The 13,537-nt window shown below is 59.6% G+C and carries 13 protein-coding genes; 7 read left to right on the forward strand and 6 right to left on the reverse strand.

Features of this window, described 5'->3' with window-relative positions; genetic code table 11:
• Position 1 precedes the first annotated feature (1 nt).
• Positions 2–979, forward strand: a complete 978-nt coding sequence (locus NKJ94_RS10700; protein ID WP_352524843.1) for a branched-chain amino acid ABC transporter permease — start codon at positions 2–4, stop codon at positions 977–979.
• 25 nt (positions 980–1,004) lie between these two features.
• On the opposite strand, the gene NKJ94_RS10705 is transcribed toward NKJ94_RS10700, so the two are convergent.
• From NKJ94_RS10705 to NKJ94_RS10720, 4 genes are read right to left on the reverse strand one after another with little or no spacing between them, the layout of a single operon-like run.
• Positions 1,005–2,180 carry an ABC transporter ATP-binding protein gene (locus tag NKJ94_RS10705; RefSeq protein ID WP_352524845.1) on the reverse strand — a complete coding sequence of 392 codons (1,176 nt, stop codon included), beginning with the start codon at positions 2,178–2,180 and terminating at the stop codon, positions 1,005–1,007.
• Positions 2,173–3,315, reverse strand: coding sequence for an extracellular solute-binding protein (locus tag NKJ94_RS10710; RefSeq protein WP_352524847.1), 1,143 nt, complete (start codon positions 3,313–3,315; stop codon positions 2,173–2,175). The genes NKJ94_RS10705 and NKJ94_RS10710 overlap by 8 nt, the downstream gene beginning before the upstream one ends.
• 22 nt (positions 3,316–3,337) lie before the next feature.
• Positions 3,338–4,159 carry an ABC transporter permease gene (locus NKJ94_RS10715; protein WP_352524848.1) on the reverse strand — a complete coding sequence of 274 codons (822 nt, stop codon included), beginning with the start codon at positions 4,157–4,159 and terminating at the stop codon, positions 3,338–3,340.
• Positions 4,156–5,034 (reverse strand): ABC transporter permease, encoded by an 879-nt coding sequence (locus tag NKJ94_RS10720; protein WP_352524850.1) that lies wholly within the window; start codon positions 5,032–5,034, stop codon positions 4,156–4,158. Before NKJ94_RS10720 ends, NKJ94_RS10715 begins: the two co-directional genes overlap by 4 nt.
• A gap of 250 nt (positions 5,035–5,284) precedes the next feature.
• Here NKJ94_RS10720 and NKJ94_RS10725 point away from each other — a divergent pair, with 250 nt between their 5' ends.
• From NKJ94_RS10725 to NKJ94_RS10750, 6 genes are all read left to right on the forward strand, one after another.
• On the forward strand, positions 5,285–6,211 hold the full coding sequence (locus tag NKJ94_RS10725) for an ArsR/SmtB family transcription factor (RefSeq protein WP_352524852.1): 927 nt from the start codon (positions 5,285–5,287) through the stop codon (positions 6,209–6,211).
• Between the two features lie 184 nt (positions 6,212–6,395).
• Positions 6,396–7,907, forward strand: coding sequence for an arabinosylfuranosidase ArfA (gene arfA, locus NKJ94_RS10730; protein ID WP_352524854.1), 1,512 nt, complete (start codon positions 6,396–6,398; stop codon positions 7,905–7,907).
• Between the two features lie 50 nt (positions 7,908–7,957).
• Complete coding sequence (locus tag NKJ94_RS10735) at positions 7,958–9,049, forward strand: ABC transporter ATP-binding protein (RefSeq protein ID WP_352524855.1); 1,092 nt, start codon at positions 7,958–7,960, stop codon at positions 9,047–9,049.
• A 19-nt stretch (positions 9,050–9,068) separates the two neighbouring features.
• A complete protein-coding gene (locus NKJ94_RS10740; protein WP_352524963.1) occupies positions 9,069–9,986 on the forward strand; it encodes a carbohydrate ABC transporter permease in 918 nt (305 codons plus the stop codon).
• Complete coding sequence (locus NKJ94_RS10745; RefSeq protein ID WP_352524856.1) at positions 9,983–10,831, forward strand: carbohydrate ABC transporter permease; 849 nt, start codon at positions 9,983–9,985, stop codon at positions 10,829–10,831. The genes NKJ94_RS10740 and NKJ94_RS10745 overlap by 4 nt, the downstream gene beginning before the upstream one ends.
• Positions 10,832–10,920: 89 nt before the next feature.
• Positions 10,921–12,240 carry an ABC transporter substrate-binding protein gene (locus tag NKJ94_RS10750; protein ID WP_352524857.1) on the forward strand — a complete coding sequence of 440 codons (1,320 nt, stop codon included), beginning with the start codon at positions 10,921–10,923 and terminating at the stop codon, positions 12,238–12,240.
• A 211-nt stretch (positions 12,241–12,451) separates the two neighbouring features.
• Here NKJ94_RS10750 and minE read toward each other — a convergent pair whose 3' ends face one another.
• Both minE and minD read right to left on the reverse strand, forming a co-directional pair.
• Positions 12,452–12,724, reverse strand: coding sequence for a cell division topological specificity factor MinE (minE, locus tag NKJ94_RS10755; RefSeq protein WP_352524859.1), 273 nt, complete (start codon positions 12,722–12,724; stop codon positions 12,452–12,454).
• A complete protein-coding gene (minD, locus tag NKJ94_RS10760; protein ID WP_352472499.1) occupies positions 12,721–13,536 on the reverse strand; it encodes a septum site-determining protein MinD in 816 nt (271 codons plus the stop codon). Before minD ends, minE begins: the two co-directional genes overlap by 4 nt.
• Position 13,537: the final 1 nt, after the last annotated feature.

The following is a 13,537-nucleotide window of genomic DNA, read 5'->3' on the forward strand; positions in this document are numbered from 1 at the left end:
GATGGCCGAACTCACACTTCGCGAGAGGCGCGCCAAAAGTTCGGCATGGCTTGAATGGACGCTGGTGGGGCTCGGCATCCTAGCGCTGCTGGTGGCGCCTTTCTTCGTCTATCCGATCTTCCTGATGAAGATGCTGTGCTTTGCGCTGTTTGCCTGCGCGTTCAATCTTCTGCTCGGCTACACTGGGCTGTTGTCCTTCGGCCATGCGACATTCTTCGGCGGGGCGGCCTACTTCACCGCATACGCGGTCAAGGTCTGGGGCTGGCCGCCGGAAGCGGGCATCCTGCTCGGCGTCCTTGGCGCGGCCCTGCTCGGCCTGGTCATGGGCTTCTTTGCCATCCGGCGGCAAGGCATCTATTTCGCCAGGATCACGCTAGCGCTGTCGCAGATGTTCTTCTTTTTCTGCGTACAGGCGTCCTTCACCGGAGGTGAGGACGGCATCCAGGGCGTGCCGCGCGGTAGGCTGCTTGGCATGCTCGACCTGAATGTCTCGATGAACATCTATTATTTCGTGCTGGCAGTCTTCCTGATCGGCGTGTTCGCCGTCTGGCGCATCGTCAACTCGCCTTTCGGCATGATCTTGCGTTCCATCCGGGAAAACGAGAACCGCGCCATTTCGCTTGGCTATTCAGTCGCCAATTACAAGCTGGCGGCTTTCGTCATGTCGGCAACATTGGCCGGGCTGGCCGGCGCGCTGAAGGCGATCGTTTTCCAGTTTGCCACACTCACCGACGTCACCTGGCAAATGTCGGGCGAGGTGATCCTGATGACGCTCCTCGGTGGCATTGGCACCATGGTTGGGCCGATCATCGGCGCCAGTCTGGTCGTCGGCCTGGAAAACACGCTCGCCACCTCCAACTTTCCGGTGACCATCGCCACCGGTCTGACCTTCATGGTCTGCGTGCTGGTTTTCCGGCGCGGCATTGTCGGTGAGGTTTATGCGCGGTTTCTCGAGCCAAAGGCTGACGCGAAAGACTGAGGTCGAACGACTTAGCGCCTCCTCGCTATGCAATGCGAACGCCTTGCGCATCGAGAAGCACGCACGCCAGCGGTTCGAAGCAGACATCGACCGCTTCGCCTTCGCGCAGCGGCCGGCCGTCAATCAGCGTGTTGGCACGCACCTGCGTGCCGGCGCCGATGTCGATCTCGTAGACCGCATTGCCGCCGAGATAGGAGGTCGAGACTATCCGTCCCGCGAGCCTGTTGACCGCGCCAACGGTACCGACGGTAAGCTTCTGCGGGCGAACGACGACGGTGATCGCGCTGCCGGTCGCGAGCGCCTTGGGCGCGGCCGCTTTTACGACATGGCCGCTGGTGAGCGCAATCGTCGCCATCTTGCCGTCCATCGCCGTCACGCTGCCAGGCAGCATGTTGGCCTTGCCAAGGAAATTCGCGACGAATGCGGTGGCCGGCTGGTCGTAGACCTGCTCGGGGGAGCCGATCTGCTCGATCAGTCCGGCATTCATCACGACGATGCGGTCGGACATCGACAAGGCTTCTTCCTGGTCGTGCGTCACAAAGATGGCGGTGATTCCCGTCTCCTTCTGAATTTTCTTGATCTCGACGCGCATGTCCTCGCGCATATTGGCGTCGAGCGCCGACAAGGGCTCGTCCATGAGCAGCACTTCCGGCTCGAAAACGATGGCGCGGGCCAGTGCGATGCGTTGCTGCTGGCCACCCGAGAGCTGTGAGGGCAGTTTTGTCTCACTGCCGGGAAGCCGCACCATATCCAGCGCCTTCTTGACCCGGCGCACGATCTCGGCTTTCGGCACGTTCCTGTATTTCAGCCCGAATGCGACGTTGTCGAAGACGTTCTTGTGCGGAAAGAGCGCGTAGTTCTGAAACACCAGACCGATGTTGCGCTTGTAGATCGGGATGTCGTCGACCCGCTTTCCGCCGATCGAGATCTGGCCACTGGAGATGTCGACCAGGCCCGCGATCGATCGCAGGATCGTCGTCTTGCCGCAGCCGGACGGCCCAAGCAAGGTGACGAAACTGCCCTTGCGGATCGCCAGCGAAAAATCGCGAACCGCTGCGAACTTGCCGTAGAAAATATCGATGTCGCGAAACTCGACCGCAGGCTTTCCTATCGGCTGGCTCTCGCCCTGGGCGAGCGGGTCGCGATCAGCCCCGGCCGAAGCCGGCCGGGGCTGCTGGTCGTGGCTGTTGTCGTCATGCACCTTTCGACACCCTGTCCCATTGCTTGGTCCAGGCGTCTTCGTTCTTCGCCCAGTAGAGCGGATCGGCGAAGGTCAGCGACTTCATCGATCCGGTCGGGTCGAAGGCCGGAAGCGCTGCGATCTTATCGGTCAGCTTCACCTTGGTCGGGTCAAGCGATGGCGGATAGTTCTGGCCCTCGGCGACGGCGATCGACGTGGCCGGATCCAGCATGAAGTTGATCAGCTCCTCGCATTCGGCCATCGGCGATCCCTTAAGCACCAGCATGTCCTCCATCCATGCGTATGAGCCGGCAGGATCGAGATAGCCGATTGGCTGGCCCTGCTGCTGCAGGGCGGCGACGCGTCCGGACCAGGCGTCGGTGACGACGATCTCGTTCCTCGACAGGAGGTCCATCAATTCCGCGCCGGAACTCCAGAACTTCTTGGCCAGGTCGCGGGTCTCGCGAACCTTGGCCCAGACCGCATCCATGTCCTGGATGTTGTTGGGGTCCTGTTTCGTCTGCAGCGCCGCATACCAGACGCGTGTCGTCATATCGGCGTAGCCGCCGATCTTGCCGGCATATTTCTTGTCGGCGAGCAGGTTGGCGCCTTTTTCCTTGGCTTCCTCCGGCGAGATGACCTTGTTGTTGTAGGCGATGCCGGTGGTGCCGTAATCATATGGCACTGCCGACAGCTTCGGCGTGATCTTGCGGAACGGGTCGATCATGGCAGTCAGCACATTGGCCATGTTGGGGATGTTCGCCTCGTTGATCTCCGAATTGAAACCGCCATTGACGTATTTGATGTAGTAGTTGACGCCCGAAGAATGGACGATCTGGAAGTCGCCCGGCTTCGACGTCTTGATCTTGGTGATGATCTCGTTCTCATCGCCAAAGGTACCCTGGACGACCTTGACGCCGGACTTGGCGGTGTAGGGCTGGAAGGCGTACTTGTCGATCGCCTCCTGCACCACGCCGCCCCATCCGTCGAAGCGCACTTCCGAGACAGCGGCCAGGGCGCGTCCCATCCAAGGCATGGAAAGCCCGGTGGCCGCGGCGGCGGCCGCCGTCAGCGTCAGGAATGATCGCCGGCTGATGTCGCCATTGGCATAGCGTTCGTTGAGCCGTTCCAGTCGTTTGGTGGTTGTCAGTTTCATTTCCGTTCTCCCATTTTCATTTTCACTTGCTTGCCTTGAACCAGCTGAGGCTTTGCAGGATGAGCCCGCCAGCCAAGGGGATGCCGACCGTCAAAAGGATCATGACAGTGCCCAGCGCGTTCACCTCGGGGCTGATCGAGATCTTCAGCATAGAAAGAATTTGCGTCGGCATGGTCTCGACGCCCGCCGGCCGCCAGAACAGGCTGGCCGAGGTGTTGTCGAACGAGATGGTGAAAGCGAGCAGCACACTGGCAAGCACTGCGGGAACGAGCAGCGGCAGCGTGATCTCCCGGAATGTCGATACGCGCGGCGCCCCGAGCGATAGCGCTGCCTCCTCATAGGAGCGTTTGATGCCGACCATGCGCGCCTGGACGATCAGCACCACGTAGGGGAGCGTGAGCAGAATGTGGCCGAGCACCAGAAGCGTCATGCTGCGCGGCTGATCGATGGCTTTGATCATGACCAGCAAGCCGACGCCGAGTATCGTCTCGGGGACCAGCGCGGGAAGGATGACAAGCGTGTTGATCGCCTGCTTGCCACGGAACTCGAAGCGCACCAGCGCCAATGCCGCCATGATGCCGAGCAGCGTCGTTACCGCTGCCGTCACCAGGGCAATCCACATCGATGTCCGGAAGGCGTCGAGGACCGGCTCGTTGGTGAGCAGCTTTTCATACCAGCGCAGGCTGAAGCCGGTGAGGGGAAAGCCGCCGAACATCGAGGCATTGAAGGAGAGCACGACCGTCGCAAGGATCGGCGCGAACATGAAGACATAGACGCACACCGTGATCACGCCGGTCAGCCGCCAGGCCCATCTGCCTTCCCGATCGGGGTGTTCCGCTCTCATGCACTGAGACCCTTCATGATCTGCGACAGGCCCATATAGCGGCTGTAGCCGGCCGCGGCCGCGCCGAGCAGGACGAACAGGACGATGGAAAGCGTAGCGCCCATCGGCCAGTTGAGCTGCCCCATGATGGTATCGTAGATCAGGTTGCCGAACAGCGCGTCGCGGCTTCCTCCGAGCAGCTGCGGCGTCACATAGGAGCCGGCCGCCAGCACGAAGCAGAGCAACAGCCCGGCGCCCAGCCCCGGCATCGACAGCGGCAGGGTCACTTCGCGAAATGCCTGTGCGCTGGTGCAGCCCATCGAGCGGGCGGCGGCGATCAGGGTGCGGTCGATGCTTTCCAGGCTGACATAGACGTTCAGGATCATGTAGGGCAGCAGAAAATGCAGCAGCCCCATGATGACGGCGCCCTCGGTGTAGAGCATCGGCAACGGCTCGTTGATGACCCCCAGCCTGATGAGCACGACGTTGATCAGGCCTTGTTCGCCGAGAATATGGATCCACGAGAATGTTCGGATGGTGAAGCTGATCCAGAACGGCACGATGAGCAGCAGCAACAGCAGCCATTTGTGCTTGAAGGTCGTGGCCCAGATGAAATAGGCGGGGAAATAGCCAAGGATCGCGCAGATCACTGCGGTGATGGCGCCGACGCGAACGGTCTTCCAAAGAAAACCGTGATAGTAGCTGTCGGTGAGGAATTCCTTCCAGTTGTCGAAGGTCAGCACCGCCGACTCCACTCCCGCGGTGACGAACGTGAAAAATGTATAGACCGTCATCATCGCGATCGGCAGCAGCAGAAGCAGGGTAAGCAGCAAAAGCACAGGCGCGACAAGGACCCAGGCCAGCCGCTGATCGTATAATTTCCACCCTTTGGTCACGACCCGTCCAACCAGTTTATGTGTGCGAGCCGCCATCACCGGGCTCGGCTGCGGACTAGATTGGGCGATCAGCGTTCAGGTGTCCACTCTGCATATGGCTCCTGCACGAATTCTGTGCAGGGCCACCGCGCGACCATCGCTCTGCTGGATTCAACAAAATGCTCGGGGTTCTGCCTGCACGTTGATTAAATCAGATATCCCGATATACAGGATAATTTCGGATATAAATTTGCGTGGGCCGGGCAATTTCATGAGTCGCAATTTTCTGGTGATCGAACCTGAGGAAGGCATTGCCGTGCTCAAGGGGCTTGCCTCCTCGACGCGTATCTCGATGCTGAAACTGCTGCATGAGAAAGGGCCGATGAATGTTAACGAAATCGCCGCCGTGCTGTCGCTGCCGCAGTCGACCGTCTCGACCAATATCCAGGTGCTAGAGGATGCGGGGCTGATCCGCACCGAGAACCAGAAAGCGAAGAAAGGCAGTCAGAAAATCTGTTATCCGACGGCCGAAGAAGTGCTCGTCGTGTTCAAGAGCGAATATCGTGCGGTCAAGAACGACGCGATCGAAGTGTCGATGCCGATCGGGCTTTACACCGGCTTCGAGGTTACCGCGCCCTGCGGCCTTTGTTCGCCGGACGGCATCATCGGCCTGCTCGATGTACCGAACACCTTCCTCGATCCGGACCGCATGAAGGCCGGGCTGCTGTGGTTCACGCGCGGCTTTGTCGAATACCAGTTCCCTAACAATGCCAAGCTCGCCAATACCGAGATCACCGAACTCGAAGTGGCGATTGAGCTGTCCTCGGAAGTGCCGGGCACCAGCGCCGATTGGCCCTCTGACATCACCCTGACGATCAATGGAGTCGATGTCGGCACCTGGACGTCACCGGGAGATTTCGGCGACAAGCGCGGCGTCTTCACGCCTTCCTGGTGGAAGCTCAAGGGCTCGCAATACGGCAAGCTGAAGAACTGGCGAATTGCCACTGACGGCGCCTATGTCGACGGCGTCAGGATTTCCGAAACCGGCCTCGTTGCACTCGATCTGAAGAGCCATCATTCAATCCGCATTCGTATCGGCGTTAAGGACGACGCCAAACGCCCCGGCGGGATCAACATTTTCGGCAAGGGCTTTGGAAATTACGATCAGGATATCCTGCTCAGGATCAAAACCGGTTGATATCATCAAACCGGGTTTGAAAAATAGTGCAGCAATTTCAAATGACTGACTTTTTACTGAGCCAAAGCCTTCGTCTAATTGTCCTACTTTTGGCAATTTTGGCTTGACGAACAGCTGCCAATTCACCTTTGATATCGGGCAAGATGATTTAAATCATCATTTGTGATATCGATGGGAGGAATGCATGAAGGCAGCCGTTACGGCACATCCGCACTATGTTGTCTCGGAAATCGATCCGAGGCTCTACGGATCCTTCATCGAGCATCTCGGGCGGGCAGTTTATACCGGCATCTACGAGCCAGGCCATCCGACGGCGGATGCCAATGGCATGCGTCAGGACGTCATCGATCTCGTCAGGGAACTAAATGTTCCGATCGTCCGCTATCCCGGCGGCAATTTCGTCTCCGCCTACAATTGGGAAGACGGCATCGGCCCCAAGGAGGAGCGCCCGGTGCGGCTCGACCTCGCCTGGCACACGTCGGAAAGCAACGAAGTCGGGCTGCATGAATTTGCCGATTGGTGCACCTCCGCCAACACCGAGATGATGCTTGCCGTCAATCTCGGCTCGCGCGGCCTCGACGAAGCACGCAACCTTCTGGAGTACGCCAACCATCCCGGCGGCAGTAAATGGAGCGACAAGCGCATCGCCAACGGCCGCAAGGAGCCCTTCGACGTCAAGCTCTGGTGCCTCGGCAACGAAATGGACGGTCCTTGGCAGATCGGCCACAAGACCGCGGACGAGTATGGCCGGCTGGCGCATGAGACGGCCAAGGCCATGCGCGCCTTCTCCAAGTCGCTCGAGCTCGTGATCTGCGGCTCTTCGAATGCCAAGATGCCGACCTACCCTGAATGGGAAGCGACCGTTCTCGACCATACCTACAACGAAGTCGACCACATCTCGCTGCACATGTATTTTGACAACGAAGCCAACGACGCTCCGAACTATCTCGCCATGAGCGAAAAGCTCGACGACTACATTGTCTCGGTCGCCGGCGTCATCGACTATATCAAGGCCAAGAAGCGCTCCAACAAGCAGGTCTACATCTCATTCGACGAATGGAACGTCTGGTACCATTCCAAGGAGCAGGACAAGAAAATACTCGGCGGCAGCGACGGTTGGCCCTTTGCTCCGCCGTTGCTCGAAGACATCTACAATTTCGAGGATGTGCTGCAGGTCGGCCTGATCCTCAACACCTTCATCCGCCGTTCCGATGTCGTCAAGATCGCCTGCCTGGCGCAACTGGTCAACGTCATTGCGCCGATCATGACCGTTCCGAATGGCCCGGCATGGCGCCAGACGATTTTTTACCCCTATCTGTTTGCTTCTACCTACGGCCGCGGCAATGCGCTGGATCTCAAGGTGGAAAGCCCGACCTACAAATCCACCGTTGCGGGCGACGTCGCCTATGTCGATGTCGCCGGTGTGCACGACAGGCAAACCGGCCACGTCACCTTCTTTGCCGTCAACCGCCATTCGAGCGAGGCAATCGAAACAGTGGTCGACTTCACCGGCTTCGGCGCAGCGGAGATCGTCGATCACCAAGTGATGGCACACGCCGATCTGAAAGCCGTCAATTCGGCCGAAAACCCAAGCAAAGTCGGCCCCAGGAAGGGTGAGGGCGCCTCGGTCATCGGCGGCAAGCTGAGCCTGTCGCTGCCGGCCTATTCCTACCAAGTCATACGCCTGAGGCTCTGACTTCGGGGCGGATCATCGAGAAAGCGCAAACGCTGAGGAGGAGCGTCAACGTGACGGCCGATATCGAGATCAGGAATGTGAGCAAGCAGTTCGGTGCCATGACGGTGCTGGATCATCTGTCGCTCTCCATAAGGGCACGCGAATTCATCGTGTTTCTGGGGCCGTCCGGTTGCGGAAAATCGACGCTTCTTCGAATGATTGCCGGTCTCGAAGCTGTCGATAGCGGCGAGATTGCCATCAACAATGAGCGCATCGATCATCTGCCGCCGGGCAAGCGCGGCATTGCCATGGTGTTCCAGTCCTATGCGCTTTATCCGCACATGACGGTGCGCGACAACATGGCCTTCGGACTTGCGAATATCGGCGTACCAGGCAAGGTCATCGAGGCGCGCATCAACGAAGCCGCCCGCATCCTCGAAATGCCGCATTTGCTCGATCGCAAGCCGGGCCAGCTCTCCGGCGGTCAGCGCCAGCGCGTCGCCATCGGCCGTGCGATCGTCAAGGAGCCGAAGGCCTTCCTGTTCGACGAGCCGCTCTCCAATCTCGATGCGGCGTTGCGCACCCGCACCCGCATCGAACTTGCCCAGCTTCACCAGCGCCTGCAGTCGACAATGATCTTCGTCACCCACGATCAGGTCGAGGCAATGACGCTCGCCGACCGCATCGTCGTCATGAACAATCGCAAGATCGATCAGATCGGCACTCCGATGGAGATCTACGAGCGCCCGGCGACCAAATTCGTCGCCGGTTTCGTCGGTGCGCCGGCAATGAACTTTGTCGACGCGACGCTCGACAAATCCGGAGAGAACGTCACGGCCAGGTTTGCGGACGGCATATCGGTGCAGACCGAGATCGCCTCCAGCCAATTGACCGATGGCAAGTACACCTTCGGCATCCGTTCGGAAGACGTCCGCATCGTTGCCGCCGGACAGGGCAATGCCGACGGCGTGGTCGATGTGCTCGAGCGGCTCGGCGAACGCACCCTGATCTACGCGCGGCTGGGCGATGGCCAGCAGATCGTCGGCTCGGATGCCGGTAACAGCCGCGTCGCCGTCGGCGACCGGATCGGGCTCGCCTTCGACGGCCAGAAATCGCATCTGTTCAACGAGACCGGCCGCGCCTGGCACGCGAGGGAGGCCTGACATGGTTGACCGGCTGGCGATGACCCCGACCGCGACGCTCGCCGCCGGCGTCAGAGCCCCGACCGCCGACATCTATGCGCCGCAATGGCGAAACTTCATTTTCGTTGCGCCATTCTTGTTTTTCTTCACGACGCTGCTGCTCTTCCCGCTGCTCTGGGGGATGTGGCTGAGTTTCCACAAGGCCGACACGTTCTCGTCCGGAAATTTTGTCGGTTTCGGCAATTACGTCAGGCTGTATCACGATAAGGTCTTCCTTCAATCGATCTGGAACACCTTCTACTTCGTGCTGCTGACGGTGCCGACGCTGGCGCTGATCGGCCTTTTTCTGGCGCTTTGCCTCAATCGCCGCACGCGCACTGCCGCGGTGCTGCGGACCCTGTTCTTTTCCTCCTCGGTGCTGTCGGTCACCATCGTCACGCTGATCTGGCGCATCGTTTTCATTCCGAATGTCGGCCTGTTATCGACGATCTACGGATGGTTCGGCGCAACTGCCCCGGCTTTCATTTCCGATCCCAACCTTGCGATGGTCGGCATCGCCATTGCCACCATCTGGTGGTGCATCGGCCTGCCGATGATGCTCTTTCTCTCGGCGCTCCAGCAGATTCCGCAGGATATTTACGAAGCGGCAGCCCTGGACAATGCCAATCGCTGGCAGACGTTACGCTCGATCACGCTGCCGTCGATCAAACGGACCTTCATCCTGGTGATCATTATCCAGATCGTGCTGCAATTCCAGCTGTTCGGCCAGGCCTGGCTGATGACGCGCGGCGGCCCGAACAACCTGACCAAACCGCTCGTGCTCTACATCTACGACACCGCATTCCGTCGCTGGGATCTCGGCTTGGGTGCCGCGGCATCGGAAATCCTGTTCATCCTCATCCTGATCGCGGCCATGGCCCAGTACCTGGTCACACGCAGCAGGGGAGACCAGGCATGAGCGCCCCAGCAGTTTCCATCAAGGGACGGGCATTTGGCGACCATTTGTTGCTGGCCCTCGTCATCCTGCTTTCGATCGTCATGATCGCGCCGGTTCTGTGGGTCATCGGCCTGTCGCTCAAGGACAATGCAGAGCTGATGGCCGATCCGAATTCGGTGTTCCACGCGCCCTATACACTGAAGAACTACATCAACACCGTCGGCACTTCGTCGGTGTTCATCTGGGTGCGCAACAGCATCATCGTCTCGGGCGGATTGACGCTCGGCACGTTGATCCTGTCGTCGCTCGCCGGCTACGGCTTTGCACGGCTGAATTTCCCCGGCCGGGACGTGCTGTTCGTGATCGTGCTGTTCGGCCTGGCGGTCCCGGAACAGGCAGTGCTTGTCGCCCGCCACCAGATATTCAGCATGCTGAAGTTCCACAACACCTATCAAGGGCTCATTCTGCCAGGCCTTTCGGCTCCGTTCGGCGTCTTCCTGATGACCCAATATTTCAAGGCCATCCCGAAGGAGCTGGACGAAGCCGCCATGCTGGACAATGCCGGCCGCTTCAGGATTTTCTGGAAGGTGCTTCTGCCGCTCACGCTGCCCGCACAGGCGACGCTCGGCATCTTCACCTTTCTCGGCGCGTGGAACGATTACTTCTGGCCGCTGATTTCGGCAACGAAGAAGGACATGTTCACGCTGACGGTCGGCATGGCCTCGACACAGACCAATTTCGCCCAGTCCGAAGGCATCGGCTTCCTGATGGCGCAGGCGGTGTTCGCCGGTGCACCAATCCTGATCGTCTACCTGTTTTTCCAGAAATACATCGTCACGGCGGTCTCCGGCGCTGCGGTGAGATAACGAAAATTACCGGCCGGGGAATGCGCAGCGATTGAAGTACGAAGGCCAATCCAGGGTGGAGTGGCGGAAACTCAGTAGGAGGAACTGATATGAAACTGAAGAAAATACTGTTTGCCGCAGTCTCTGTGGGCGCAATGATGCTTGCAAGTCCAAGCTTTGCGGCGACGGAACTGAGTGTGCAGCGCTTTTTCGGCGCCTGCGATGCCGATTTCGGCACCAACACCGATCCCACCAAGGCCGTTGGCGAATGCGGCATCATCACCTCGCTGATCAACAAGTTCAACGCCGACAATCCCGATGTCCACGTCAACGTCACCACGGTGGAATGGCCGGGTTATGATCAGCTGACCGCGCAGTTCGCTTCAGGCGACGCTCCGGACATCGTCACGATCCATGAATCCGTATTGTCGGATTATCAGTCGAAGGGCCTGTTGATGCCGCTCGACGATCTCTTGAAGTCGGTCGGCGTGACACCCGACGCCTTCACCGACGCGGCGCGCAATGGCGCCACCAAAGACGGCAAGATCTATGGCCTGCCGATCGACAGCTGGACGATGCTCTATCACGTCAACATGGATCTGTTCAAACAAGCCGGCCTCGTCAATGCCGACGGTACGCCGATCTTTCCAAAGTCGCCCGAGGAACTGCTCGCCCAGGCCGAACAGTTCAAGCAGAAAACCGGCAAGCCTTACTTCGTCCAGAACCTGACCAATGAGACTGCACTCTACACACGCAATCTCTACACCTATCTTTTCCAGCAGGGTTCCGATTTCTTTGCCGATCCGAAGCATGTGAAGTTGAATACGCCGGAAGCCAAGAAGGTCGTCGAGATGTACAAGGCGATCTTCGAGAAGGGCTACACCACCAAGGACCTCGATTATGGCGGCTCGATCAACGCCTTCCTTGCCGGCGAGGGTGGCGTCCACCTTAACGGCACCTGGGTGGTCGGCGACTACAACGCCCAGTCCGAAACCAAGGGTACGGCGCTCAACAAGGGCGGTTATGCGGTCTATCCATATCCGCAGCTGTTTGGCGGCGCCCATGCGCAATATGCCGACGGCCACACCTGGGCCGTGTCGCAGAAAGACCGCACACCTGAACAGACCGCGGCCATCGGCAAATTCCTGAAGTTCTTCGCCGACAACGACTTTGAGTGGTCGCGCACCGGTCACCTGCCGGCCTATAAGGCCGTCATCACCTCGGACGCCTTCAAGGCCCTGCCGCATCGCAACACGATCTCTGCGGTCGCCGATCTCGGCAAGCCGCTGCCGTCCGCCGTACAGCGCCAGTTTGCGATCCAGGACATTATCGGCGAAGAGATGAGTGCCGCAATCAGTGGCCAGAAGGACGTCGACACTGCCCTTGCCGACATGGAAAGCCGCGTCAACGAATTGCTCGCCAACATTTGACGGCAGGTCCGTCGAGAACTCAATTTGCGCCCCGCGGCTGGATCCAGTCGCGGGGCTTCTCTACCAAATGCAAACGGCATGGCTTCTGACCCAAACCGTGCGCGAGTCTCCAGCGAGGGCCAGGATCAAACGCGATCAAATGTGGCACCGCGAGATAAGGCCCATCGCGCCCACATGAGCAGCCGATGCAAGGCTTGGCTGTGAGGTTCTGCTAGAACGCGGCGGCCATGGGCATTGCGACTTTGTTGGGGATCTGGATGTCGATCTCCAGCCTCGACGTCGTTTCGCCGTGATCCATGCTCACCTGCAGGAAATCCTGGTCGACCTGAACATGCCTGGCGATTACAGCCATGATCTCCTCGCGCAACACGGAGACGAGATCGGGCTGGTTGCGGTTGCGGCGCTCGTAAGCCAACAGCAGTTGCAAGCGCTCGCGCGCCACCGGCGCGCTGCCGCGGCGCTTGAAGATGTCGAGCAGGTTCATGCTGCCCTCCTTCCCAACAGCCGGTCGAGGAGGCCCCTCCGCTCGAAAGGCAAGATGACCGGCAGGTCCTCGCCCTCAAGTCTTCTTGCTGCGTCGATATAGGCGCGTGCAGCGGGGTTCGTGTTTTCGCTGAGCGTAACCGGCGCGCCCACATTGGATGCGCGCAGCACATCCTGGCTCTCGGGAATTATTCCCAGCAAGGGCGTGGACAGGATCTCGAGAACGTCATCGATACTGAGCATCTCGCCGCGGGCAGCGCGCGCAGCATCGTAGCGCGTGACGAGGACGTGTTTGGCGATCGATTCACCCTGTTCGGCTTTCATCGTCCTGGAGTCGAGCAGGCCGATGATGCGATCGGAATCGCGGACCGAACTCACTTCCGGATTGGTCACGATAACCGCCTCGTCGGCAAAGCGCATGGCAAGTTGCGCGCCCCGCTCTATGCCGGCCGGACTGTCGCAGAAGACGTAGTCGAAAACCGAGCGCAGCTTGTCGATTACGTCGGCGACGCCTTCCTCGGTGAGAGCATCCTTGTCGCGCGTTTGCGAAGCCGGCAGCAGGAACAGCGTGTCGAGCCGCTTGTCACGGATCAGCGCCTGCGAAAGCTTGGCGGTTCCCTGAATGACGTTGACGATATCGAAAACGACGCGCCGCTCGGCGCCCATGATCAGATCGAGATTGCGCAGGCCAACGTCGAAATCGACGAGGGCCACCCGCTTGCCGGTTTTCGCGACCGCGGCGCCGAGAGCGGCCGTCGAGGTCGTCTTGCCGACACCCCCTTTGCCGGATGTGACAACCACTACCTTGCCCATA

Source organism: Mesorhizobium sp. M0060 (assembly GCF_040323155.1).
Taxonomy (GTDB): Bacteria; Pseudomonadota; Alphaproteobacteria; order Rhizobiales; family Rhizobiaceae; genus Mesorhizobium.

Bases quoted from the DNA above. Each gene is read 5' to 3' on its own strand.
- NKJ94_RS10745 (WP_352524856.1), top strand. From the start codon at position 9,983: ATGAGCGCCCCAGCAGTTTCCATCAAGGGACGGGCATTTGGCGACCAT.
- minD (WP_352472499.1), bottom strand. From the start codon at position 13,536: ATGGGCAAGGTAGTGGTTGTCACATCCGGCAAAGGGGGTGTCGGCAAG.
- NKJ94_RS10725 (WP_352524852.1), top strand. From the start codon at position 5,285: ATGAGTCGCAATTTTCTGGTGATCGAACCTGAGGAAGGCATTGCCGTG.
- NKJ94_RS10715 (WP_352524848.1), bottom strand. From the start codon at position 4,159: ATGAGAGCGGAACACCCCGATCGGGAAGGCAGATGGGCCTGGCGGCTG.
- minE (WP_352524859.1), bottom strand. From the start codon at position 12,724: ATGAACCTGCTCGACATCTTCAAGCGCCGCGGCAGCGCGCCGGTGGCG.
- NKJ94_RS10740 (WP_352524963.1), top strand. From the start codon at position 9,069: ATGACCCCGACCGCGACGCTCGCCGCCGGCGTCAGAGCCCCGACCGCC.
- NKJ94_RS10750 (WP_352524857.1), top strand. From the start codon at position 10,921: ATGAAACTGAAGAAAATACTGTTTGCCGCAGTCTCTGTGGGCGCAATG.
- NKJ94_RS10710 (WP_352524847.1), bottom strand. From the start codon at position 3,315: ATGAAACTGACAACCACCAAACGACTGGAACGGCTCAACGAACGCTAT.
- NKJ94_RS10700 (WP_352524843.1), top strand. From the start codon at position 2: ATGGCCGAACTCACACTTCGCGAGAGGCGCGCCAAAAGTTCGGCATGG.
- arfA (WP_352524854.1), top strand. From the start codon at position 6,396: ATGAAGGCAGCCGTTACGGCACATCCGCACTATGTTGTCTCGGAAATC.